General features: G+C 67.0%; 18 protein-coding genes. 12 read left to right on the top strand and 6 right to left on the bottom strand.

All coding sequences use genetic code 11. The features are described 5' to 3' along the window. Window positions 1-13: 13 nt before the first annotated feature. Both KA419_03900 and lpxB read right to left on the bottom strand, forming a co-directional pair. Window positions 14-2,065: a tetratricopeptide repeat protein gene (locus KA419_03900; protein ID MBP7865070.1), complete on the bottom strand. Its 2,052-nt coding sequence runs from the start codon at window positions 2,063-2,065 to the stop codon at window positions 14-16. Next, a complete protein-coding gene (gene lpxB / locus KA419_03895; GenBank protein ID MBP7865069.1) occupies window positions 2,058-3,335 on the bottom strand; it encodes a lipid-A-disaccharide synthase in 1,278 nt (425 codons plus the stop codon). The genes KA419_03900 and lpxB overlap by 8 nt, the downstream gene beginning before the upstream one ends. A 136-nt stretch (window positions 3,336-3,471) precedes the next feature. Between lpxB and KA419_03890 the strand changes: the two genes are divergently transcribed. The 4 genes from KA419_03890 (at window position 3,472) to KA419_03875 (ending at window position 7,604) form a co-directional block, all read left to right on the top strand. After that, entirely contained in the window at window positions 3,472-4,848 is a 1,377-nt protein-coding gene (locus KA419_03890) for a CapA family protein (GenBank protein ID MBP7865068.1), read from the top strand. Further along, the gene (locus KA419_03885) at window positions 4,793-5,797 is read left to right on the top strand and encodes a hypothetical protein (protein MBP7865067.1); all 1,005 of its coding nucleotides are present in this window, start codon (window positions 4,793-4,795) and stop codon (window positions 5,795-5,797) included. The genes KA419_03890 and KA419_03885 overlap by 56 nt, the downstream gene beginning before the upstream one ends. 553 nt (window positions 5,798-6,350) lie before the next feature. Then, window positions 6,351-6,599 (top strand): hypothetical protein, encoded by a 249-nt coding sequence (locus KA419_03880; protein MBP7865066.1) that lies wholly within the window; start codon window positions 6,351-6,353, stop codon window positions 6,597-6,599. A gap of 99 nt (window positions 6,600-6,698) precedes the next feature. Further along, a complete protein-coding gene (locus KA419_03875; GenBank protein ID MBP7865065.1) occupies window positions 6,699-7,604 on the top strand; it encodes a DMT family transporter in 906 nt (301 codons plus the stop codon). Between the two features lie 352 nt (window positions 7,605-7,956). On the opposite strand, the gene KA419_03870 is transcribed toward KA419_03875, so the two are convergent. Then, entirely contained in the window at window positions 7,957-8,685 is a 729-nt protein-coding gene (locus KA419_03870; protein ID MBP7865064.1) for an arginyltransferase, read from the bottom strand. Window positions 8,686-8,710: 25 nt separating this feature from the next. After that, window positions 8,711-11,569: a protein kinase gene (locus KA419_03865; protein ID MBP7865063.1), complete on the bottom strand. Its 2,859-nt coding sequence runs from the start codon at window positions 11,567-11,569 to the stop codon at window positions 8,711-8,713. 133 nt (window positions 11,570-11,702) lie between these two features. Between KA419_03865 and KA419_03860 the strand changes: the two genes are divergently transcribed. After that, a complete protein-coding gene (locus KA419_03860; protein ID MBP7865062.1) occupies window positions 11,703-12,197 on the top strand; it encodes a bifunctional nuclease family protein in 495 nt (164 codons plus the stop codon). 148 nt (window positions 12,198-12,345) lie between these two features. On the opposite strand, the gene KA419_03855 is transcribed toward KA419_03860, so the two are convergent. Further along, window positions 12,346-15,294 (bottom strand): protein kinase, encoded by a 2,949-nt coding sequence (locus KA419_03855; GenBank protein ID MBP7865061.1) that lies wholly within the window; start codon window positions 15,292-15,294, stop codon window positions 12,346-12,348. 182 nt (window positions 15,295-15,476) lie between these two features. Continuing rightward, complete coding sequence (locus KA419_03850) at window positions 15,477-16,418, bottom strand: methyltransferase (protein MBP7865060.1); 942 nt, start codon at window positions 16,416-16,418, stop codon at window positions 15,477-15,479. 232 nt (window positions 16,419-16,650) lie between these two features. On the opposite strand from KA419_03850, the gene KA419_03845 reads away from it, so the two are divergent. The 7 genes from KA419_03845 to KA419_03815 all read left to right on the top strand — a co-directional run bounded on the left by KA419_03845 (window position 16,651) and on the right by KA419_03815 (window position 23,249). Further along, the gene (locus tag KA419_03845; GenBank protein ID MBP7865059.1) at window positions 16,651-16,884 is read left to right on the top strand and encodes a MoaD/ThiS family protein; all 234 of its coding nucleotides are present in this window, start codon (window positions 16,651-16,653) and stop codon (window positions 16,882-16,884) included. A 223-nt stretch (window positions 16,885-17,107) separates the two neighbouring features. Beyond that, complete coding sequence (locus KA419_03840) at window positions 17,108-18,211, top strand: beta-propeller fold lactonase family protein (protein MBP7865058.1); 1,104 nt, start codon at window positions 17,108-17,110, stop codon at window positions 18,209-18,211. Further along, the gene (gene rsmA / locus KA419_03835) at window positions 18,208-19,071 is read left to right on the top strand and encodes a ribosomal RNA small subunit methyltransferase A (protein ID MBP7865057.1); all 864 of its coding nucleotides are present in this window, start codon (window positions 18,208-18,210) and stop codon (window positions 19,069-19,071) included. The genes KA419_03840 and rsmA overlap by 4 nt, the downstream gene beginning before the upstream one ends. Then, window positions 19,068-19,706: an endonuclease III gene (nth, locus tag KA419_03830; GenBank protein ID MBP7865056.1), complete on the top strand. Its 639-nt coding sequence runs from the start codon at window positions 19,068-19,070 to the stop codon at window positions 19,704-19,706. The genes rsmA and nth overlap by 4 nt, the downstream gene beginning before the upstream one ends. After that, window positions 19,703-20,860, top strand: coding sequence for an AI-2E family transporter (locus KA419_03825; protein MBP7865055.1), 1,158 nt, complete (start codon window positions 19,703-19,705; stop codon window positions 20,858-20,860). Before nth ends, KA419_03825 begins: the two co-directional genes overlap by 4 nt. 84 nt (window positions 20,861-20,944) lie before the next feature. Next, on the top strand, window positions 20,945-21,817 hold the full coding sequence (locus KA419_03820; GenBank protein ID MBP7865054.1) for a DUF4436 family protein: 873 nt from the start codon (window positions 20,945-20,947) through the stop codon (window positions 21,815-21,817). A gap of 403 nt (window positions 21,818-22,220) precedes the next feature. After that, window positions 22,221-23,249 (top strand): isochorismatase, encoded by a 1,029-nt coding sequence (locus tag KA419_03815; protein ID MBP7865053.1) that lies wholly within the window; start codon window positions 22,221-22,223, stop codon window positions 23,247-23,249. Window positions 23,250-23,259: the final 10 nt, after the last annotated feature.

The raw sequence follows: 23,259 nt of genomic DNA, 5'->3' as shown, positions 1-23,259 counted from the left end.
GGCCGGACGATCTTCATTGAGCCCTTGTGTCCGTTTTCCCTTTCGCTTCGCTGCCGGCCGGCGGTTCGGGAGGGGGGGCGGACTCGCCGGGTTTGCCCGTGGCGAAGGGTTCCTTGATGAACTTCCCGGCCTCGGTGACGGCGCCCCGGGAGTCGTCGGCGGTGTTGATGGCCTTGTTGTACTCGGCGATGGCGCGCTCCCGCTGACCCAGAAGGTCGTAGCACTTGCCGATGTTCAAGTAGCACAGGGCCAACACCCACTCGGGCTTCCCGGACCCGTTGAGGGCGTCCCGGAAGGTGTCCACCGCCGTGTTGTAGTTGCCCTGGGCGAAGAAGACCAGGGCCATCCGGAAGTAGGCGAGGGAGTTCCGGTTCTCCAGTTCCACGGCCCGGCGGAAGTGGTCGACGGCGCCCAGGTAATCGCCATTCTCGAAGGCTTCCTCCCCGCGGACGATGAAGACCTCCACCTCGAGGTCGCGGCTGCGGTGGAGCATCCGGTACTCGGGGTCCAGATCCAGCTTGACGGGGCGGGCCTGGATGTCGAAGCGGAAACGGGTCATGTCCCCCGCCATCTCCAGGGTCCGGTGCTCGAAGCCGTCCTTGAGGTTGACCCTCAGGTCCAGGGGCATCCTGAACAGGGTCCCCTCCTGGTCGACCTTGCCCTCGGCCGTGTAGCCACCGGCGGACTTCCGGAAGACCAGGTAGTCCACGGAAAACCGGGGCAGGTTCACGTTGTCGAGCCACTGGGGAAAGAACCAGGCGAGGTCCTTCCCATGGATCTCCGACGCCAGGCGTTGCAGGACCCCCGAATCCAGGGGCTCCTTCAGGCCGTGTTCCGCGACGGTCTTCATCAGGCGCTCGAACTCCGCCGCCCCCAGGATGCCCCGGAGCATGTAGAGCACCCAGGCGCCCTTGGAGACCACGACGGAGTGGTATTTCTCGGACCCGGGGCCCAGGCGCACCCCCCGCCGGACCGTTTCGGCATCGGCGAACTTGAGGGCGTCCACGGCACAGGCCCGCATCTCCCGGGCCAGGGCCTCCTCCCCGTCCTTCCCGGCCATGCCGAAGGCCGCCGCCAGGCGGGAGAAGCCCTCGGGGACCCAGGCGTCCGCGAGCGAGACATAACGCAGCTGGAAAAGCCATTTCTGCTGGGCAAAACGCCGGTACCCCTCCCGGAGGTGCGTTGCCGCGGCCGCGAACTCCCGCGACCGGAGGAAGACAATGCCGGGCATGCCGAAGGTCTCGCGGCACTCGTTGGACACTTCGACGACGGTGAGGCCCGCCGGCCAGGGAATGCGGGGGAAGCGTTCCTCGACGAAGGAGGCGCACGCGACGAACTTGTCCAGGGCGGCCCCTTCGTCGGGAATGTCCTTCCGCAGGGCGAAGCGGATGCGCTCCCCCCCTCCCGTCTCCTTCTCCACCACCCGGAACCGCCCCGCCACCAGGGAGGGGGACAGGGTCTCGCCGTCGGTCCGGTACAAGAAGACCGCGGCACCGCCCTCTTCGGTCTTCTCGGCGAGTTCACCCGCCGTGTACACCGTCAGCCCCGGCGGCAGGGTGACCCGGAACGCGTAGCGGCAACGGTCGAGGATATCGGAAGAGCGGGGGTACCAGAAAGCGGACGCGTAAAGCTCCACCAGGTCGGGGCTGACGAGGGAGTAGGCGTCACTCCCCACGGCCCGGTTGAAATCGAACTCGGACACGGCGAACACCCCGTGGTAGGCCACCCGGACGACCAGTTCCGTGGACGCCTCGCGCTGCGACCCGAGGTGGACGACCAGGCCGGCCGGCTCCCCCGACTCCTGGACGAAGCGCAGGGCCTCACCCTGTTCGTCGGTCACTTCCGTGGCCTCCAGGTTGCCGTTGAGCCGCAGGCCGATGAAGTTGGTCCGGTCGGCCAGGCGGACGCGGACCTCGGCAGTGGCGTCCAGCCGGCTCTCCGCCGGGGCCAGCTTCGCGTCCACGCTGACGGACAGCATATCCAACCGGGGCAGTTTATCAGGCAGGCCGGCCCGCACCACCGGGAACAGGAAACCCGTCACGAGGATCAGCAGCAGTTTACGCATTCCTTTCTCCTTCCGAGGCCGCCGGTTCCCGGCCCAGGGCCTCCAGCAGCCGCGCGGCAACGCTCTCCGGGGCCCTGCGGCTCCCGAGCGTGTCCCGGATCTCCTCCAGCTCGCCTTTCATTTTCCGGTAACGGCTCTCGGAGCGCACCACGTCCAGGAAAGCCCGGGCGGTGGTCTCCCCCGTCAGGCGTTTCTGGAGGATCTCCGGCACGATCTCGCGGTCCGCGATCAGGTTGACGATGCAGAAGTACTTGTTGCGCAGGATGATCTGACCGAGGACCCAGGTCGGGAGGGTCGTGCGGTAGACCATGATGAAGGGGGTCCCCGCCACGGCAGCCTGCAGGGTGGACGTCCCCGACTTGACGATCCCGGCGTGTGAGTTCGCCAGGCAGTTCGTGGCGTCCCCGTCGATGACCCGGAGGTCTTCTTCGCGCAAGTGCCGGGGACCGCTGTCGAACCATCGCGAGATCACCCCCTGGATTTCGGCCCGCACCGTGGCGGAAGCCGCCGGGATGACGAAGAGGGTGTCCGGCATTTCCGCCCGGATCCGCTCCAGGGCCTCGAGCAGGATCGGGAGGATGTGCTGGACCTCCTTCCGGCGGCTCCCGGGGAGAACGCTGACGAGGCAGGCCCCCTCGGGCAGGGCGTACCGCCTCCGGAAATCGTCGCGGGGCTCGATGTCCGAAACGGTGGAGAGGAGCGGGTGCCCCACGTACTCCACCTCGACACCCCGGTCCCGGTAGAGCTTCTCCTCGAAGGGAAAGATGCACATGAGCCGCGAGACGTTTCGCCGGATGACCCGGATCCGGCCCGGCCGCCAGGCCCAGACGGTGGGCGAGATGTAGTAGAGCACCTGCACCCCGCGCCGGCGGAGGAAGCCGGAGAGGGGCAGGTTGAAATCGGGGAAGTCCACCAGGAGGGCGACCCGTGTCCGCCGCCGCTTCACTTCCCGGAGGATCCCCGAGAAGAGCCGGAAGTAGTTCCCCGCCAGCTTGAAGGCCTCGATGGGCCCGATGGCGGACAGCTCGTGGATGTCGGTGAGCAGATCGACCCCGCAGGCCCTCAAGGCGTCCCCGCCGGAGCCGAAGAAACGGACGGTCCGCCCCGGACCGGCCGCGGCGAGGGCCGCCTTCACCACCTGGGAGGCGTAGCAGTCCCCTGACGCCTCGCCGGTCACCACGAGCACGTCATCGGAGGAAGTCCCGGGAGCGGGGGCGTTCAGCCCGCTGCGCGTCTCGTCCTTCTCGGGGTCTCTGCCGGACATGTCCATGAAGAGCTTCCCTTTCCGCCTTCTGAACCGGCCTGATTATAGCATGAAGGGAACCGAAGCGTTTGCACTGATTCACCCGTTGGGCTAGAATGCCCCCGCCGTCGGCCCGTCGTCGGGCCCCGGCGGAGGTACCCGGATGGTCCCGTTTTTCACGTTCGTGGGCGCGATGCTGGCGGCCCTGGCCTCCGGGGTGACCGGTCCGGACGCCCCGGGGAACGCCAGGGCCCGGATCGCCCTGACCGGCGACCTGATGTGCCACGACGCCCAGCTCCGCGGCGGGGCCCGTCCGGGCGGCGAGTGGGCGTTCGACGAGGTCTTCGCCTGCGTCCGCCCGATCCTCTCCCGCGCCGACATCGCCTCCGGCAACCTGGAGACCGTCCTGGGCGGCCGGGAGGCCCGGTACACCGGCTACCCCATGTTCAACTCCCCGGACGCGCTGGCCCTTTCGCTGAGGAGGGCTGGGTTCACCCTGCTGACCCTGGCCAACAACCACTCCATGGACCGGATGTCGCGCGGGGTCCAGCGGACGGTGACGCTCCTCGACCGATCGGGCTTTCTCCGCACGGGCTCCACGCCGCTGGTCCCTTCCCTGGCCGGGGGCCTTCTTCCCCCCTTCTTCCGGGTGGACGGCGGGGATTACCCGTGCCTGGTGGAGGTGCGGGGTGTCCGGGTGGGCGTCATCGCCTTCACGCAGCTGCTCAACTTCCCCCTCCCGCCCCAAACCACCGCCCGCACCCGGACCGACGATCCGTCCGACATCGAGGCCCAACTGGCGGCCTTCCGGGCACTCCCCCCGGACCGTCGGCCCGACGTCGTCCTGGCGGCGGTCCACTGGGGAAACGAGTACCAGGCGGCCCCGACGCCCCTGCAGCGCAAAACGGCCCGCTGGTTGGCCGAGAACGGGGTCGACGTGGTGGTGGGCTCCCACCCCCACGTCCTCCAGAAGGCCGAGTGGGTCACGGTGGACCGCGGCGGGAAGCCCGCCGAGTGCCTGGTCCTGTACTCCCTGGGGAACTTCGTGTCGGGGCAGCGGACCCCTCCCCGGGACCGCAGCGCCATCGTCTGGCTCGAGGTGGGCAGGGCCGGAGGGGGTTTGACCCCCGTGAAGCGGGCCGGCTTCATCCCCACCTTCGTGAGGGTCCGGCATGATCGGGGACGGCCGGTCTTCGAGGTCATCCCCGCCGCCGGTGCGGCCGCGGGCACGGAATCCCCCTCCCCCCCGGCTTTTCCCCGCATGCCGGAGGCGCTCGCCCGGGAAGTGGAACGGGTGCTCACCATCCCCGGCGGACGCTTCGACCGGATGGACGCCACGGTGTTCCTCTCCGGGTCGACCTACCGGGACCCCTGCCCTGCCGCCGGCGCCCCGCACCGCCGGGTCGCATCCCCATCGGCGGGAAACGCATCTGAATCAGACTCCGGCATGGCCCGGAAGAACGAACCACAAGGAGGATCCCCCTGTGCCCCGAAGCCTCGAACCCCGTCTAACGGAACTCCGGGACCGACTCGGCGATAGCCCTGTCCGGGACCTCGTCGGAGGGGTCCGCCTCCTCCGCTACCGGGTGGCTCCGGGCGCCGCCCGGCCCGTGGCGGAGCAGTACGCCCGCCTCACCGGTTTCACCCCCGCCGCGGCGTGGGAGATTCCCGCTGCCGGCCTCCGGTGCGTCGAACTGCGGTCCCCGGCCGACACTCTCTCCCTGGTGGTGGAAGAATCCCCCGGGGTCGGCGGGGACTCGATCCCCCGGCTCACGGCCATCGGGTTCGAGTGCGCCGAACCCGCCGCCGTGGCCCGCCGGGTGCGCGACGAGGGCACGGCGTTCGAGGAGGGGCCCGACCGCCTGGTCACCGCGGAGATCCCGGGGTTGGAGGCCCGGTTCGAATACCTGGCGCCCGGGGCCGGCATCCAGGGCAAAGCCTCGGCCTGGGCCCCCGTCGGGCACGTGCCCGAAGCGCCGGGTGACCTCCCCCCCGCGGCGGTGCGGGCGAACGTGGTGGACCACGTCGCCTTCCGGATCCGCCTGGAGGGGTTCGAGGACGCGGCCACCCGGCTGATGCGGCTCACCCCCTACCGCTTCTCCGAGTGCTTCACCATCGGCAGCGAGAACGCGGAAACCATGACCTTCCGCCGGGGCGACGCCCGCCCCGCCCTCGTCGCCTCCTACGGCTGGGCGGAGGATTCGGTGGTCTGGGGCTTCGTGGCCCGGCACGGCCCCCGCGTCCACCACACGGCGTTCTACACCAACGACATCGCTGCGCTCGTGACGTTTGGGCGGGAGCACGGCGTCCCGTTCACCACGCCGGGCCTGATCGGGTCCGAGGCGAGGGGGATCCTGCAGGTCTTCACCCACCCGCTGCCGGGTCACGGCGAGATCGTGGAGTACATCCAGCGCTTCCACGGCTTCCGGGGCTTCTTCGACCCCGGCAACGTCGGCGAGTTGATGGCCTCGACCCGGCCGTTCAACTGAGGCGGAAGGCTGTAGGCTGTAGGCTGAAGGCTGTAGTCCCTACGAAGTAAGATCTTTGGCAAAATGAGCAAGATTTGAGATCATCGGTGGGCTCCCACCGCTTTCAGAGCGGGGAAACCCGATGCGGGGACGGAGGAGGGAATCCCGGCAGTGTCGTCCGGCATGCCCCGGGGCTAAAATGCCCCACTGGTGCTGATCCGGTTCCGGAATCGACGTATCCGGTCTCTCGCAAAGACGCCAGGACGCAAAGCCTCGCAAAGGAATCCCCCTTTTCCGCTTCCGGCTTTGCGAGGCTTTGCGTCTTTGCGCCTTTGCGAGAGGTAAAGACCGCCTGTTTTTTTCTGGAGCGTCCGGATGATCCGTGTCCATCCGTGTTCATCCGTGGTTTCTCTCCGGTTTATCCGGGTTGGGCTGTAGGCTGTAGGTCCGGAGCATTCTCGTCGGTATCGGTATCGGTATCGGGGTCGCTATCGGGATCGGTGCCGCAATCGGTCTCGCCGTCAGAGTCCGTCTCGCGGTCGCGACCGACATCGGCCAGGTTCTTTCGCTGCGGGTGGCGATCGACGGCGACCCCGATCCCGGCTCCCGTCGCGATACCGACGGCGATGGTGATGGTGATGGTGATGGCAACGACGATACCGATGGCGATACCGATGGCGATGGCGATACCGATGGCGATACCGATAGCGATACCGATGGCGATACCGATGGCGATGGCGATACCGATGGCGATACCGATAGCGATACCGATGGCGATACCGATGGCGATACCGAAGGGAAGATTTCCGAACCTTCAGCCTAACAACCTTCAGCCTAACAACCTTCAGCCTAACAGCCTTCAGCCTAACAGCCTTCAGCCTAACAGCCTACACCCAGCGATGGCGCAAAGGACAACCCCCCCGTGACCCGAAAAGACGCGTCCATTTTCCTCCTGCTGATCCTGACCTTCCTCATCTGGTCGAACTCGTTTTTAGCCATCGCGGCGCTCCGGGAGAGCACCACGGCGTTCGAGTTGGTGGTGATGCGCTTCGTGCCCGTCGGCGTCATCAGCCTCGTGATCGCGTTCGGGTTCCACCGGCGCGAGGCCCTCCAGCTCCTGAGGGCGCACCCGGTCCGGGTAGGCGTCATCGGGCTGCTGACCGTGATCGGCTACAACTTCTTTCTCAACCATGGGATGGCCTGGGTGACCCCGGCGGCGTCCTCCCTCCTGGTCTCCCTGACGCCGCTCCTGACCCTGCTCATGGCCATGAAGTTCCTCCACGAGGCCTTCTCTCTCCGCCGGCTCCTGGGGACGCTCCTCGCCTTCGGCGGCCTGGCGGTGGTGGTCGTCTTCGGGAAGGTGGGGAACATGCCCGGCGGCGCCCTGATCCCGGCGGAGAAGGTCCCCTACGCCGTCTGCGTGATGCTGGCCTCGGTGTGCTGGTCGGTGGCGACCGTCCTCACCAAGCCCCTGATGGAGCGCTACTCCCCCGTCACCGTCAACTTTGTGATGCTCTCGGTGGGGTGCCTGCCGCTCTTCGGCTTTCTCAGCGAACCGATCCTGGCGAAATGGGGCGCCTTCTCCCCTGCGCAGCACCTGGCCCTCCTGTTCCTCTCCATCGCCTGCACCGTGGTGGCCTTCGCGCTCTGGTTCGTCGCCCTGAAGCACTGGAAGGCCTCCAACGTCACCCTCTTCGTCTACCTCAACCCGCCCCTGACGGCGGTGTTCGACTTCCTGGTGAACCGCCACGCCATCACGCCCTGGTTCGCCGTCGGCGGCGTGGTGATGCTGGGCGGGATCTTCCTGGCCACCCGGCCTAAATCGTGAGCCTCGCGCCCTTTCGGCGGCCCTTGACCTGAAAGGGACGAAAGGACCAAAAGGACATAAAGGACATAAAGGACGGCAAGGGTGGCAAAGCGGCAAGGGTGGCAAGGTGGCAAGGCGGCAAGGGTGGCAAGGCGGCAAGGGTGGCAAGGCGGCAAGACAGGCAATGCGGAATGCGTTCCGGCTTTCGCCCCCCAGCCTTCCCACGCTCGGGAACCTGTTCCGCGGCTTTCGACCACCGGCCCCGCGTGTCTCCGGGCCGGTTCTCTTTCGGCATTCAGCCGTCCTTTTGGTCCCTTTGGTCCTTTTGGTCCTTTTGTCCTTTCCCGGCAGGCTCTTCCTTCCGGCTGACGCATCAGCCTTCCACGGCAATCCACCGGGGCGTGTCGTCCTCCCCGGGACGGCCTTCCAGTCGTTCGTGGGGCCGGAAATCCGCCTTGTAGGCCATCGAGGGGCACGTCGCCACGTGGTAGCCGAGGTAGACCCAGGGCCGGCCGGTCCGCAGGGCGAGCTGGAGGTGGAAGAGGATGTTGAAGGTCCCGGGGGAGAAACGGGCGTCGTCGGGGTCGTAGTAGAAGTAGACCGCGCTCAGGGCGCCGGGGGTGATGTCCGTGAGGGAGACCGCGGCGAGACGGTCCCCGAGGTAGCAGGCGATCTCCCAGGCCACGGGCTCGGGACGGCAGAACACGCTGGCGTAAGCCTTCCCGGACAGGTCGGCCGGATCCCACCCCCGTGACGCCCGGCGCGCGTCGAACCACCGGCGGTGGAGCCGGAGGCGCTCCGCGTCGAAGCGGGGGGGGCCCAGCACCACCCGGTACGCCTCGAGCCGCCGCAACGCCCGACGGTGCCGGCGTCGGAACCGGAAGCGGTCCGCGGAGACCCGCAGCGACACGCAGGCGGTGCATTCCGGGCAGACGGGGCGGAAATAGGACGCGCCGAAGCGCCGCCATCCCCGCTCGAGCAGGATTTCGTACTCCCCGGGGGGAACCCCGGTCATCAGGCAGGTTTCGATGACGCACTCCCGGCCGGTCCCGTACGGACACGACGGCTGACTTTCGGTGACGTGAGCCAGGATTTCGCGCATGATCGGCAGGGACAGCCCGGGCGGGTCAGAGCATCCGGGTTTTCTGGTAGACGATGTCCTTGAGGAACTCTTTCAGCTCCGCGTTGTTCGGGTTCAGGGGGATGAGGGAGTTGGCGATCTCGAGGGCGTCGTCGATGCGGCGCTCGGCCACGGCGGTGCGGACCTTCTGGATCTCGACCTCCAGGAATTCCGACTTCTTCTTCTCCATGTCGAGGTTGTCGCGAAGGTCCTGGAAGGCCTTCTCGTTGGGCAGGAGCTTGAGGTTGGTCTCGAGGAGGGCCGCGGCCTCCTGGAGGCTCCCCTGTTGCGTGGCCTTCTGGATCCGCTCCACCTGGCTCGAGACGTACTTTTTCCGGAGGGCCTTCTGTAGGGTGGTCAGGGTGTCCTCGCCGGGAAACCGCTCCGACAGGCTCCGGGCCTTCTCGATGGCGAAGTAGAGCTCGCCCTTCTTCTCGATCTCGTTGATCTCCTTGAGGCCCTGCAGGAGGTCCTCCCGCTCGCGGGTCTCCTTCTCGGTCTTGATGGTCACGTAGTTGGTGTAGAGGAAGGTGTGCTCGGGGTTGGAGGCCATCATCTCGCGGATGATCTCCAGGGCCTTGTCGTAAGCCCCCTTCTCCGCCAGGCTGATGGCGTTGTCCAGCCGGGCCTCGGAATTGGCCTTGAGGTTTCGCGTGTCGAGGGACATGCGGAGGTTCTCGAGTTCGTGTTGGAGGATCTCCAACTGGACCTCGTCGCCGTAGGCGTCCCTGAGCATGGCGTAGATGTCGTACGCCTGGTCGTAGTCCTCGTTGACGATGTGCTGCCGAATCTCGGCGATGGACCGCTGGAAGGTCAGGTGGTTCTCGATGCGGATCAGGCTGTCCTCGAACTCCGGCGTCCCGGGGTACTTGTCCAGGAGCACGATGATGTATTTCTTCGCCTGCTCGTACTGCTGGGACTTGATCAGGGTTTCCACGATCTTGACCTGGTCGTCCACGAACTGCTGGAGGGCCATCAGCCGCTCCTTTTCCAGCTTGTTCTTCATCAGGAGGTTGTATTTCTCGACCAGGGGCCGGTTCTCCGCGTACTGGCGAAGGTAGGGCCGGAGGATGTCCACCGCTTCTTCCCACAGCGCCTGCTTCTCCAGGGGCTGGATTTGCTGGAGAAGACGGTCGGTTTCCAGTTTCTCCTGCTTCGTCTGCAGGTTCTTCCGGCAGGTCTGGTACTCCTTGAGGTCGCGGAACTCCGCGTCGCCCGCACCGATGTGCTTGTCGATCTCCTCCCGGGCATTTTTCTGGAGCAGCTTCTCGCCCCGGTCCATCCACTCCTGGAGGCGGGAGATCTGCTGCTGGCGCTGGGCTTTCTGCTCGCAGAACTCGTACTTCTCCCGCAGCGACGCCTCCTGGGGGAAGGCCTGAACCACCGGGCCCATGGCCGTGAGGACACCTTGCCAGTCGTTCGTCCGGACCGCCTGCTTGATGGCGGCCTGGAAGGCCTCCGAGACCCGGGCGACCAACTGCTCCAGTTTGAGCCGGAATTCCTCCACCCGCTCGAAGCGCTTCCGGCCTTCCTGGACGTGGTCGATGAAGGGGGCCCACTGACCCGACGTCAGGCTCTTTTCCGCCTCCTCCACCCAATCCTGGATCTGGGCGTAGGTCTCCCGGCGGGAGATCTCCTGTTCGAGCTGGCTGATGAGGATCGAGGACGGGTCGATCTTGAGGAGGGTTTCCATCTCGAGGCGGGCCAGCTTGAAATTGTCCTCCTCGAGGAGCTTCACGGCGTCGTGGTAGTGCTTCTGGAGCATGGATTTCTTGTCGAAACTCTCCTTCTCCACCTTCAACTGCCTGAAGAACGTCTGGAACTCGGGGTCCTTCTGGTAGAGGCGATAGTGCTCCTTCAGCAGGGTGAAGGCTTCCTGGACCTCCCCGGCCTGCGCCTTGGCCTTGCTTTGGGCGAGCAGCTCCTGGATGGAGAGCCACTGGCGCGTGTCGGAAATCCGCTGCTCCGTCGACGGGCGGGCGCCGCCGGGGGTGGAGATCTCTCCCAGGGAGGGCCCCGGCTTGGCGGCCGGGGTGCGGCTTTCCGCCGTGGGCGTGTTGGAGAGGACCAGCTCGAGCCCCTTGGCGACGAAGGACATGTCGGGGAAACGGTTGTCCCGGTCCTTGTTGAGGCACTTCAGGATGATCCGCTCCAGGTCCGCGGGGCAATCTTCCCGGATGTTCCGCGGCGGGACGGGCGGCATCTTCATGATGGCCTGGATCGTGGCGGTGATGTCCTTCTCGATGAACGGTTTCACGCCGGTCACCAGCTCGTAGAGGATGACGCCCAGGGAATACTGGTCCGCCCGGCCGTCCACCTTCTGCCCGGTGATCTGCTCCGGCGCCATGTACCCGATGGACCCCAGCAGCATCCCGGCCTGGGTGAGGGTGGAGGAGATGACGTGGGCCACCCCGAAGTCGAGGATCTTGACGGTCTCGTTCTTGCTGACGAATATGTTGGCCGGCTTGATGTCCCGGTGAACGATGTTGGCCTGGTGGGCGTAGCTCAACCCGTTGGCGGTCTGGATGCCGATCTGGGCGATCCGGGCGAAGGGCCAGTTTTTCTCCTGCTGGAGCAGGCTCTTGAGGTCGGTCCCCTCCAGGAGTTCCATGACAATGTAAGGCGCGTGCCCTTCCTCGCCCATGTCATGGATGGTGATGATGTTGGAGTGGTGGAGGTTGGCCGCGGCACGCGCCTCCAGGTAGAAGCGTTTCCGCAGGTTGGGGTCGTTGGTGAGTTCCCCCGTCATGGTCTTGATGGCCACCTTGCGGTGAAGGGTCGTGTCGAAGGCCTCGTAGATCACGCCCATGGCGCCGCGGCCAACGATTTTCTCCAGCCTGTACTTGCCCAAGACTTGCGGTTCCATACCAACCATCGCAGAAGGTCAACCTCTCGCCCATTATAGGCAAACGGCCTCCCGATGACAACCCGAAAGAAATTAAAAAACACGCCTGCACCATATTTTGTGCTAAGATCAAGCCGGGCAAAGCGAGGTCGACATGGATAACGCAAGAGAATTCATCCTCAAGGGCCTGATCCTGGACCCGTCCAGCAACACGCCCATCGTGATCCTCCAGGACGTTGCGGAAACCACCATCATCCCCATCTGGATCGGCATCTTCGAGGCCAACGCCATCGCCGTCGAACTGGAGAAGATCCAGGTCCCGCGGCCGCTGACCCACGACCTCATGAAGAACCTCCTGCAACAACTGTCCATCACGATGGAGAAAGTGGTGGTCACGGACCTCGTGGACAGCACCTACTTCGCCGAGATCCACCTCACCTACCAGGGCCGGCCCCTGGTCATCGACTCCCGCCCCAGCGACGGCATGGCCCTGGCCGTGCGGATGTCGGCCCGGATTTTCGTCTCGGAGGAGGTGATCCGCAAATCGCGGACCTTCTCCACCGCGGACAAGGAGAACCTCTCCGACGACGAACTCCAGAAGTGGCTGGAGGAGATGTCTCCCGAGTCCATGGGCAAGTACCAGATGTAATTTCCGACCCGGACAAACTGGAAAAGGAACCACGAAATACACGGAATACGCGGACAGGCTTCCGGGGCCGGGCAGGAGGTTCAAGTCAGCCCCGATTCGCCGAGCCGGATGCTCAATCCCTTCTGCTTAAACCGCTAAAAGCCTGTTTTCACCACGAACCACACGAACCATACGAACGGAGAATCCAGAATTCAGGAGGAAGAGAAAGCCCTCTGGAGGACTGGGTCGGGAGGGAAGGTGCTTCGATTGCGGTTGTCCGGGCTGGCTTTTCTGTCATGGCCTCCGCGATCCTCTTTCGGCGCGAGGCGATGTCCGGGTGGTCGCGAAGGGCGGGGTCGACCCGCTCCAGGTCAACCTTCGCCCTCCGAAGGGCGGCCGTGGAGGACCGGCCGGCCTGGCGGTCCCGTTCGGCGACCCACAGGTCGAGGTCCACGAGGTAGATGACGGCGTCCTTGTCTCCCGGGTTCAGGGTGAGTGAACGATCCAGGTTCGTCCGGGCGGCCTCCAGTTCGCCGGACGGGTCCTTCCCCTGCCGCGCCTGCCATTGCGCCAGCTGAAAATGGATCATGCCCGCCGTCCGGGGGATCCAGTACAGGTCGGCGTGCTTGACCGCCGCCCGCGCCAGGCACTCCAGCGCTTCCCGGCCGACCGATACGGGGTCGCCGAGCCCCCGGAGTACGAGGTATTCGAGCCAGACCTCGAGGATCAGCGCCCGGTTCACCAGGGATGACACCAGGTCGGGGTTGAGGGCCAGGGACTTCCGGAACGCGCCGGCCCCCTTGCGGACGTACTCCGAGGGGTCCTGCTTCCGGACAACCCTGAGGTTGGCCATTTCCATGCAGACCAGCCCGAGGTAGTCCCAGGCCCGGGCGTCCTCGGGCGCCAGGGCCAGGGCCTGTTCCACCGACCGGATCCCTCGGAGGAAGCAGGCTTCCGCCCGAACCGGGTCGCTTTCCATGCATCCCTGGCCCGTCTGCCACAAGGAAATCCCCATCAACTCGAGGGCCCTCACGTTGCGGGGGTCGACCCGGAGCAGGGACTCGCCGATGCGGATCGATTCCGCCAACTCGCGGCTCGGGTCCTCCCCCTTCCGGAAGGCCCACTCCGCGTGGTCGGCGAAGGATTCCATGAGCAGGAGATGGGCGACCGCCGAATCAGGGTCCACGTCGAGGGACCGGCGGCAGGCGGAGAGGGTGGCATGGTAGATTTCGGGGCGGAGCCGGTCCCGCTTCCAGACATCCAGGAAGAGAAGGTCGTGGTAGACCTCCGCGAGGTCGCAGAGGACCAGCCCGTCGCTCCGGGCGATGGACGCCGCTTCGAGGTAAGCCTTCTCCGCGTCGCGGTAGCCCCGCTCCGCGGCGTCGAGTTTCCCGTCCGTCTCGTCCTGCCGGGCCCGGGCCTGGAAGACGGCGCCTTGCAGGGCATTCGCCTCGTACAGCCAGGGTGTTTTCCGAACCGCCTCCCGGGCCTTGCGCAGGGCCCCGTCGTAGTCCTTGGCGAAGAAAGCCAGCAGGGCCTCCAGGTACGCCGGCGAGGCCGTCGGCATCCCGAGGCTGAGGCGGATGAACGCCGCGGCGGGGTCCCGCAACCGACGCTCCGCCGAGGCCTGGAAGGCCTCCTTCCGTTTCTTGTCCGCTATCGCCGAGAGCCGCCCCAGTTCGTCGTGGAAGAGCCGGGCGAAGGTCAGGCCCAGGGCGTAGGCGGTCTCCGGGGTCCGGTAACCGGCGGCCCAGGCGCTCTCCAGGTGCTCCCGGGCCCGGAGGTAATCGTGGAGGGCCAGGTACCCCCTCCCCAGGGCGGCATGGCCCGACCCTTCGGCCAGTCCCCCGTACCGTTTCATGTCCGCCTCGATGGAGACCAACAACTGCCGGACCAGCTTCCGCGTCGGGCGAATGTCGTGCGGGGGGAGGGACTGGGCCCGCCAGAGGATGCCCTCCGCCTGCTCCACCCGTTGGCCGAAGCGCTGGGCCAGCTCGGCCTGGAGGGCGGCGTTGCTCCGTGCATGCCACCAAAGGCCCGCCAGCACCGCCACCGCCACCAGGGAAACCACTGTCAGCACGGAAAAGGCCCGGTTTTTCCGGAGACGCCGCCCGGCCCGGTAGAGGAAACCCGCCCGGCGAGCCAGCACGGGCTCGCCGTCGAGAAAGCGCCCCAGGTCATCGGCCAGGGCCCGGGCGGAATCGTACCGCCGCTGGGGGTTTTTCTCGAGGCACTTCATCACGATGTTCTCCAGGTCGGGCGACACTTTCGGAACCAGCCGGGAGAGGGGCGGCGGATCGTCCTGCAGAAGGCGCAGCATGGTCTCCACGGGGCTCACGCCACTGAAGGGCGGTTGCCGGGCGATGATTTCGTACAGGGTGGCCCCGAGGCTGTAAACGTCGGACCGCCGGTCGACGAGAAGGGTCTCCCCTCTCGCCTGCTCGGGCGACATGTAGGCCGGGGTCCCAAGGGTCATCCCCGAGACCGTCAGGCTCTCCCCCCCCTCCTCGTGAACCAGCCCGAAGTCCACCACGAAGGGACGCCAGGAACCGTCCTCCGACTGCTCCAGCATGATGTTGGAAGGCTTGAGGTCCCGGTGGACGATCCCCCGGCGGTGGGCTTCCTGCACGGCTTCCGCCACCTGGCGGATCACCAGCGCGCGCTGTTCCAGCGTCATGGCGGGGTAGCGTTCCTTCAGCGACGCGCCGTCGATGTACTGCATGGCGATGTAGGCGCGCCCCTCCACGTCGCCCACCTCGTAGACCTTGCACACGTTCGGGTGCTCGATGTGGGCCTGGGCCCGGGCTTCCCGGAGGAACCGCGCGACCAGCTCCGCGTCGTCGGACTTGAGGAACTTGAGCGCCACGCGGCGGTTCAGCCGGGGGTCCCAGGCCCGGAAGACCGTCCCCGCCCCGCCCTCGCCGATCAGCTTCTCGCAGCGGTACCGGTCCCACCCCGGGACGGGCCAGCGGTCCTCCGTCCCCTCCCCGTCCGCCGGGGAATGCCGCGGCGTGCTGACGTAGGGGATTTCGGCGTCCGGCCTTCTTCCGGTCTCCGGCGCCCCGGCCGGGCCTTCACCGTCCGTTCTCCCGTGCCCCTGGGGACCTGTCATCGACATAGCGTGCTCCCTCGCTCTCCTTCAACGCTTCGGCTTTTCCCGCTTGGCGGCCCGTCCGCATACCGGTTTGCCGCCCGCGGCGCCCGGGGGCCGGCCTGCACCGTTTTCAACAGTCTCGGGGTCATCCGGCTTCGTCATCCCGGTTTACTCCTTCCACTGTGTCGGGGGATCGCCGACGGCCTTCATCCGCCGTCGCAGGGTTTTCCCCCGGGTTCCCCGCTTCCGACCGGCCCCGGGGGAAAGCCCAGCGACAGCCGGACCAGGGCCATCCCCGGGGTGAAGGCGCCCCGGCGGTCCCGGACCGTGAGCCGCGGTTCGACGACGGGGAACCGGCCGCCCCGCGAAAGCTCCGATGGATAGTCCGCCTGCCGCCCGGCGGCGAACACGCAGATCCCCATCGGTTCGCCCTCCCGGAAACGGACTTCCCGGCGCCGCAGCGGCAGGAGGCCCGCCCCCCGGAAAGCGGCCTCCACTCGGGGGATGCCCTCCCGGGCGAAAACGCAGGCGAAAACCCCGCCGGGCGCCAGGAGCCGGCCCGCCGCGCCCGCGTAGTCCTCCACGCCCCCCCGGAGTTCGAAGCGGGCCGGGTGCGTCTGGGGGTGCGCCGCCTCGGTGTGGGTGCCGGGCGCCCAGTACGGCGGGGAACCGAGGACCAGGTCGAAGGGGCCCTCGTCCGCGAAGAGGCCCGGGTCCCGCAGGTCGCCCTCCTCCAGCCGGAACCGCCCGTCGAGGCCGTTGTACGCCGCCGACTTCCGCGCGAGCCGGACGGATTCGGCCTGTGCCTCCACGGTGCAGACCCGCGCCCCGGGGCACCGCCAGGCCGCCGCCAGGGCCACGCTGCCGATGCCGGACCCGAGGTCGGCGATCCGCTCCGCCCGCGGGCAGGCGGAGGTGCCGTACCACGCCGTCAGGAGGTCGTCCAGGGAGTAGCGGTGGCCGCCGCGGTACTGGAAGATCCGCCAGTGCCCGCAGATCCGGTCGAGGGTCTCCCCCGGCCCGGGCTCGATCCCGCCGGGAGGCCGCGGCCCCGGCCGAACCCACCCGTGAAGCCACCCGTTCCCGGACCGGTCCGGCTCCCCGCCTGCGCAATCCGCTGCCCGATGGTGATCAGCCGCAGTCTTCATGACGTGATTGTAAGGGACGCACGCGCCCGGATCAAGCGCGAATCCGATCCGATCAGAACGGACTCGGGCGATCACCTCCGGCCCCCTCCCCGGTCGATGCCCCCTTCCCCGCCCCCGTCCCTTTGGTCCTTCTGGTCCCTTTGGTCCTTTTGTCCTTTCCTTCCCCATTCCCGTAAAATTTCCGTGGAGTTCGCGGGCTTCGTGGTTAAAATAGTCTTGTGGAGGCACAAAAATGGTCATCCGGGTGAACGTCGTCGGCATGTTGCAGACCCCGAACGGGAAGAAGGACTTCGAGGTGGAGGTCCCCGAGGGGAAAACCGTCCTCGACCTGCTCGAGACCATCGGGTTCCAGCCTCGCCACATCCCCCACATCCTGACCACCGTCAACGGCCGACTTCGCCATCGGGAGCACGTCCTTGCCGTGGGCGACGCGGTGGAACTCTCCATCCTGCTCGGGGGCGGGTGAACCCTTCCGAAGCTTCTTTCCCCTCCACTTCCCTGTGGTATAATCCGCTTTCGGTGCCGGAACCTTCCCCTAAGAGGCCTTTCAACCCATGACAAGTGTTTTTCCCGGCTCCCGCAAACCCATTGAACGGCGAGGTCCCGTTTCCACGTCCGGCGCGGCGGGCGGTGCTTCCCGGCCCCCTGCCGCCGGTGTTCCGGCGTGCCTCCGCCGGCCGTGGCCGGCCGTGCTCGCGCTGCTGGTCGGCACCGTTCTCCCGGCGGCCGTGGCGACCCCGACATCCCCCCGGCTGGAACTGATCGAGAAGGAGAACCTCCGGACCGGCTACGGCGTGAAAGCCGTGCGCATCAGCCCCGACGGCAGCCGGGTCTACTCCGTCAACCTCGAGGAGATGAACGTCTTCGAGTTCGACCGGCGGACCCGGCGACTGCTGCGCCGCATCGACTTCACGCCACACCCGGGCCGGGGCTACGACTACCAGAAAAAGGTCGCCATCGACTCCTTCGAGGAAAAGCCGGTGGAGTGCTGCTTCTCCCACCGCGGGCGCATCCTGTGGCTCTCGCTCCACAACGGCGCCGGCGTGGTGGCGTGGGACCTCGTCAACACCGAGACGGCCGTCCCCGGGCGCCCCTTCAAGGAGGTTACCCTGACCGACGCCGTCACGGGCAACAAGCGCAAGGCCCGCCTCCTCTTCATCCCGACGGGGAAAACACCCAAGGTCCTCGTCGCGAGCCGGGACGGCCGTTGGCTCTTCGTCTCGAACTGGCACTCCCACTCCCTCACCGTCGTCGACATCGCGTCCGCCGACCCCTCCGGGTGGGCGGTGACCCGCACCCTCACGGGTTTCGCCACTCCCCGGGGCATGGAAGTCTCCCCCGACAACCGCCTTCTCTACGTGGCCGAGATGGGCAGCGACCGCATCAAGGTGCTCGATCTTCCTTCCGGCAAACTCCTCCGGACGATCCGGACCGGGGTCAACCCCCGGCACCTGACCGTCTGGGGGAAAGTCATGTACGTCTCCCTCAACCTCGGTGCCCGGCTTCTCAAGCTGGACCTCGCCACCGAGCAGGTCCTCGCCTCGGTCCGCACGGCCGCATCCCCCAGAACCGTGGCCGTGAGCAACGACGGCCGGGTGGTTTTCGCGGTCTGCTACACCACGTGCGTTCTCCAGGCCTTCGCGGGTTCCGATCTGTCCTTCCTGGGGGAGTGGCCGGCCCAGAAGGGCACCGTGGCCGTGGACACCTGGCAGGAGGGGGGCGTCCTGGAGGCGTGGGTGGGCAACTACGCCGCCGGCAGCCTCATCGTCTACCGCTTCGGGGCCCTGCCGTGAGCCACCCGAAACCCCGGAAGAACCTGGGGCAACACTTCCTCACCGACCGCAACATCCTCCGGAAGATCGCCGACTTCGCCGGCGTGGCCGCGGGAGAGCCCGTCGTCGAGGTCGGCCCCGGCACCGGGACGCTGACGGAGGTCCTGCTGGAGCGGGGATGCCGCGTCCTCGCCCTCGAACTGGACACGGCGCTGGCGGAGGGCCTCCGGGGCCGGTTCGCCGGAGAGCCCCGGTTGACGGTGGAGAACCTCGACGCGGTGAAAGTCGACCTGGGCGCCCTGCTGGCACGGCACGGGATCACCACGCCCGTCCGGGTGGCGGGGAACTTCCCCTACAACGTCGGGACGGGGATCGTCCGGAAGCTGATCCCCCTCCGCGGCACCGTGTCCTCCGTCTGCGCCCTGCTGCAGGAGGAGGTGGTCCGCCGGATGAGCGCCGGCCCCGGCTCGGACGACTACGGCTACCTGACCCTGGACTGCCGCTACCACGCCGAGGTGGCCCAGGGGTTCAAGGTCCACCCGGGCTCCTTCTACCCGCCGCCGAAGGTGGATTCGCGCACGGTCCGCCTGGACCTCCGCCCGGCGCCCCTGCTGGACCCCGACGCGGAGCGCGCCTTCTTTCACCTGGTCAGCCGGGGCTTCCTCCACCGGCGGAAGATGCTGGCCGGCTCCCTCGCCTCCGGCGCCGCGGGGGCGGCCACCTGGAAGGCGATCCTGGCCGAGGCGGGGATTGACGGGGCCGCCCGCCCGGAGACGGTGGGGTTCGACGCGTGGCTGCGGTTGTCGCAAACCGCGGCCCGAAGCCTTCCGGCGATGGTTTTCAGGAACGGGCGGCACGGGCCGGACGGGGGGCGGGCATGACGGGCCGTGAGCGGATGCGCCTCCTCATCGAGCGCTTCCGGGCGATCGACCCGGACCCCGCGTGCGAACTGCGGCACGAGGACCCCTTCCAGCTCCTCGTGGCCACCATCCTCTCGGCCCAGTGCACCGACGAGCAGGTGAACGCCGCCACCCCCGGACTCTTCGCCGCCTATCCCGACGCGAACGCCCTGGCGGAGGCCCCGATCGCGGAACTCGAAAGGCTGGTCCACTCCACCGGGTTCTACCGGCACAAGGCCCGGCACATCCGCGAGAGTGCCCGCCGTATCCGGGACGCGTTCGGCGGAAGGGTCCCCGACCGGATGGAGGACCTGCTCTCCCTCCCCGGCGTCGCCCGGAAAACCGCCAACGTGGTCCTGGGGAACGCCTTCGGCGTCGAGGACGGCATCGTGGTGGACACCCACGTGCTCCGCCTCTCCCGCCGGCTCGGGTTCACCAGTTCCCGCGACCCGAAGCGGGTGGAGAGGGACCTCGAGGCCGTGACGCCCCGCGAACACCGGATCGCCCTCTCCCACTGGCTGATCCGTCACGGCCGCCGGACCTGCAGGGCCCGCCGGCCGGCCTGCACAGACTGCCTTCTCGCCGACATCTGCCCGAAAACGGAGGTCCCGACGTGAAACGCCGCATCAACGCCCACTATTTCTTCTTCGGCCTCCTGGCCTTCTTCCTGTACTACTTTTACGCGGTGGCGAAGCCGTTCCTCCCCATCTTCATCTGGGCGGCCATCGTGGTGGTGACCCTCTACCCGGTCTACGAGAAGGTCCTGAAATGGACGAAGGGCCGGAAGAGCCTCTCGGCGTTCATCACCCTGGTGGGCTTCGTCATCGGGCTCATCATCCCGCTGATGGTCCTGTGCTCCATCCTGGCCCGCCAGGCCTACATCCTGGTGGACAACATCTCGAAGAACGGGATCCCCAAGGAAATCATGAATTTCTGGACCCACCCCCAGGTGATCCAGGTCCGGAAGACCCTCAACATTACCGAGGACAGCCTCCACGAGGCCGGGAAGGCCGTCTTCAATTTCCTCTACCAGCAGGGGACGATCCTGGTGTCCACCCTGCTCCAGTCCCTGCTGCAGTTCGCCCTCATGCTCATCGTGGTCTACTACTTCTTCAAGTTCGGCGACGAGATCGTGGATTGGGTCCGGGAACTCCTCCCCTTCCGCGAGAAGCAGGAAGACCGCTTCATGAGCCGGATCTCCGACGTGGTCCGCGCCACCATGACGGGCAACTTCATCACCGTGCTCCTCCAGGGTTTCCTGGCGGGGGTCGGCTTCCTCATCCTCGGGTTCTCGTCCCCCCTGGTCTGGGCCGTCCTGACGGCCTTCGCCGCCCTGGTGCCCGCCATCGGCGCGGCGCTGATCTGGCTCCCCACGGCCCTCTACCTGCTCTTCGCCGGGCAGACCTGGCAGGGGATCTTCCTGGGCCTGTGGGGCCTCATCGTCCTCGGCATGATGGACAACGTCATCAAGCCCATGATCATCCAGGGGAAGATCAAGCTGCACTCGGCGGTGATCCTCTTCAGCCTCATGGGCGGCATCTCCGCCTTCGGCATCGCGGGCTTCGTCCTGGGGCCCCTCATCGTCTCGCTGACCTTCGCCCTGCTGGAACAGTACCGGGAGAGCTACTCGCCCAAGGATCCCCTCCCGGAGATCGGCGAAGAGACCGCCCGAAAGATCCACGAGGAGTGGTCGCCGTCGGACGGGTCCGGCGGAGGGACCGGGGCGGAACCAGGGAAGAAAATGCCCTCGAGTCCGGAGCGTAAGGAATAGGTACGTTAACGTTTGCGCTTTTTCCAACAAGTTGTCTTTTTCCGGAATATCCGGCACCGCAGCCTGCAAGGAGGTCTGAAGAACATGAGAATCCGGAAAATCCTGGAGATCGCCATTCCCGCCCTGGTGATGCTCGCGGCCGCCGTGGCCTATTTCCCCATTCTGAGGCTTTACCACGCCGAGGCGGAGAAGAGCAAGACACCCCTGGAGGCGGGGAAACCCAACCCCGCCGCCTGCCTCGATATCTCGGCGTCCGTCTTGTCCGTCGACCCCTCCAGGAACGAAATGGCCCTCCGCCTGAAGTTCGAGCCCCAGGGCAGCCTGCTGGCCGAGGACAAGTTCAGCCTGGCAAAGGACCTGACCCTCTTCGTCAACAACGCGTCCGGAAACCCCGAGCGGCTCTTCCGGAAAGGGAAACCGATGAGCCCGCTGGACGTCACGATCAGCCTCTACGACGGCTTCCCCACCGACTACCCCTTTGACTCGTACACGGCCGACCTTGAACTGAGCGTTTCGACCCCGTCGAAGACGGAACCCGGCGAGGAGGACAGTGTGCCCGTGGTCGTCCGGATGACGACGATCGTGCACGGGTTCAGGATCGACGCGTCGGTGGATTCCGATAACCCGACCGAGGGAGCCTTCCTTTCCTTCGACGTTGAGCGCTCCACCACGACGGTTTTCTTCGCCGTCTTCGTCATGGTGGCCCAGTGGTTGCTGGCGCTGTGCGTACTGGCCTGGGCCCTGAGCGTGCTGATCCGGGGACGCCGGATCGAGGCGACCCTGTTCGGGTGGGTGGGCGCCATGCTCTTCGCCTTCCCGGCCCTCCGCAACGCCGTGCCCGGGGCGCCGCCCATCGGGTCCCTGACCGACTACCTGGCGTTCTTCTGGGCCGAGGGGATCGTCATGTTCTCCATTGTCATCCTCATGTACTGCTATCTCAGCCGCCCGCTGAAGTGAGGTGACCCCGGCCGCCCCCCCATCCCTTTCAAGCATTTTCTGATGCGGTCGCCCAAAGTCGCGCCGCCCTCCCTGGCGACCGACGGGCAGAGGATTTGCATCACTCGGGATCCATCACCTCCGCGTGTTTGCCATCCGGTCCTTCTCCCGCCCCGGTCCCCTTCCTCCCACCTCCGATCTCCTGTCGCCCGACTCCTGAGCTTTGGCCACTGACTTCTGAATTCTGTCTTCTTCGTTCGTGTGGTTCGTGGTTCAATTTCCGTGGATTTCGCGGTTGCCCGAGCCGTGTCCATCCGTGGTCATCCGTGTTCACCCGTGGTCCCGCCCGCCCCTGAGAACCGTGTGGATGAATCCGTCAAGGAGTGATATAGTGAGGGCAATTCTACGGAGGGGTCGAAAACCCATGGATTTGAATCCCGATCAGCTTCTTCCCATCCCCCCGCACTTCGACGAGGCGAAGGCGGACCGGATCTGGGGGGTCCCCTACCAGCAACGGGCCGGGGAGGCCGAGGCCTGGGCGGCGGCCCACGGCATCCCCCCGGCGTCGGCGGACACGGAGCGCGTCTGCCTCTTCGTCATCGACCTCCAGGTCACCTTCTGCATCCCGGGGTGGGAACTCTTCGTGGCCGGCCGGTCCGGCCGGGGGGCCGTGGAGGACAACGTCCGGCTCTGCCGGTTCATCTACCGCCACCTCCACCGGATCACCGAGATCGTCGCGACCCTGGACACCCACACGGCCCTCCAGATCTTCCACCCGGCCTTCCTGGTTGACCGGGAGGGAAAGCACCCGGGCCCGGTGACGCCCATCCCCCGGGACGCCCTCGAGGCGGGCGAGTGGAAGGTGGACCCGGACGTGGCCCGCTCGCTGGGCCTCGGCACCCCGGAAGAACTGGACGCCCACCTGCTTCACTACGGCCGCCAGCTGTCCCGGGGCGGGAAGTACACCCACATGGTCTGGCCCTACCACGCCATGCTGGGGGGCGTCGGCCACGCCCTGGCGCCGGTCGTGGAAGAGGCCCTCTTCTTCCACGCCCTTGCCCGCAAGAGCCAGACCCGCTTCGAGATCAAGGGGCAGCACCCCCTCACCGAGCACTATTCCGTCCTGGGGGCCGAGGTGGACCGCCGCTCGGACGGGAGCCCCCTCGGCGCGAAGAACGCGGCGCTCGTGGAGCACCTGCTCGGCTTCGACACCGTGGTGATCGCCGGGCAGGCGAAGAGCCACTGCGTGGCCTGGACGGTCCAGGACCTCCTGGACGAGATCGGCGCCCGCAAGCCCGGTTTCGAGCGGCAGGTCCGCCTCCTGAAGGACTGCTGCTCCCCGGTGGTGGTGCCGGGCGTGGCGGACTTCACCGACCTGGCCGCCGCCGCCTTCCGGGGTTTCCGGAAAGCCGGGGTCCGGGTCGTGACGTCCGAGGACCCCTGGGGTGCCTGACGCCCGCGGA

Source organism: Acidobacteriota bacterium, from assembly GCA_018001935.1.
Taxonomy (GTDB): Bacteria; Acidobacteriota; JAAYUB01; order JAAYUB01; family JAAYUB01; genus JAGNHB01.
The sequence above is the reverse complement of the archived record's forward strand: the minus strand, read 5'-3'. Positions and strand labels throughout refer to the sequence as shown.

What these genes read in the sequence shown, in the direction of transcription:
- KA419_03865 (MBP7865063.1), bottom strand. Translation starts at nt 11,569, where the DNA reads ATGGAACCGCAAGTCTTGGGCAAGTACAGGCTGGAGAAAATCGTTGGC.
- KA419_03845 (MBP7865059.1), top strand. Translation starts at nt 16,651, where the DNA reads ATGGTCATCCGGGTGAACGTCGTCGGCATGTTGCAGACCCCGAACGGG.
- KA419_03815 (MBP7865053.1), top strand. Translation starts at nt 22,221, where the DNA reads ATGGATTTGAATCCCGATCAGCTTCTTCCCATCCCCCCGCACTTCGAC.
- lpxB (MBP7865069.1), bottom strand. Translation starts at nt 3,335, where the DNA reads ATGGACATGTCCGGCAGAGACCCCGAGAAGGACGAGACGCGCAGCGGG.
- KA419_03890 (MBP7865068.1), top strand. Translation starts at nt 3,472, where the DNA reads ATGGTCCCGTTTTTCACGTTCGTGGGCGCGATGCTGGCGGCCCTGGCC.
- KA419_03900 (MBP7865070.1), bottom strand. Translation starts at nt 2,065, where the DNA reads ATGCGTAAACTGCTGCTGATCCTCGTGACGGGTTTCCTGTTCCCGGTG.
- KA419_03850 (MBP7865060.1), bottom strand. Translation starts at nt 16,418, where the DNA reads ATGAAGACTGCGGCTGATCACCATCGGGCAGCGGATTGCGCAGGCGGG.
- KA419_03855 (MBP7865061.1), bottom strand. Translation starts at nt 15,294, where the DNA reads ATGTCGATGACAGGTCCCCAGGGGCACGGGAGAACGGACGGTGAAGGC.
- KA419_03820 (MBP7865054.1), top strand. Translation starts at nt 20,945, where the DNA reads ATGAGAATCCGGAAAATCCTGGAGATCGCCATTCCCGCCCTGGTGATG.
- KA419_03860 (MBP7865062.1), top strand. Translation starts at nt 11,703, where the DNA reads ATGGATAACGCAAGAGAATTCATCCTCAAGGGCCTGATCCTGGACCCG.
- KA419_03870 (MBP7865064.1), bottom strand. Translation starts at nt 8,685, where the DNA reads ATGCGCGAAATCCTGGCTCACGTCACCGAAAGTCAGCCGTCGTGTCCG.
- nth (MBP7865056.1), top strand. Translation starts at nt 19,068, where the DNA reads ATGACGGGCCGTGAGCGGATGCGCCTCCTCATCGAGCGCTTCCGGGCG.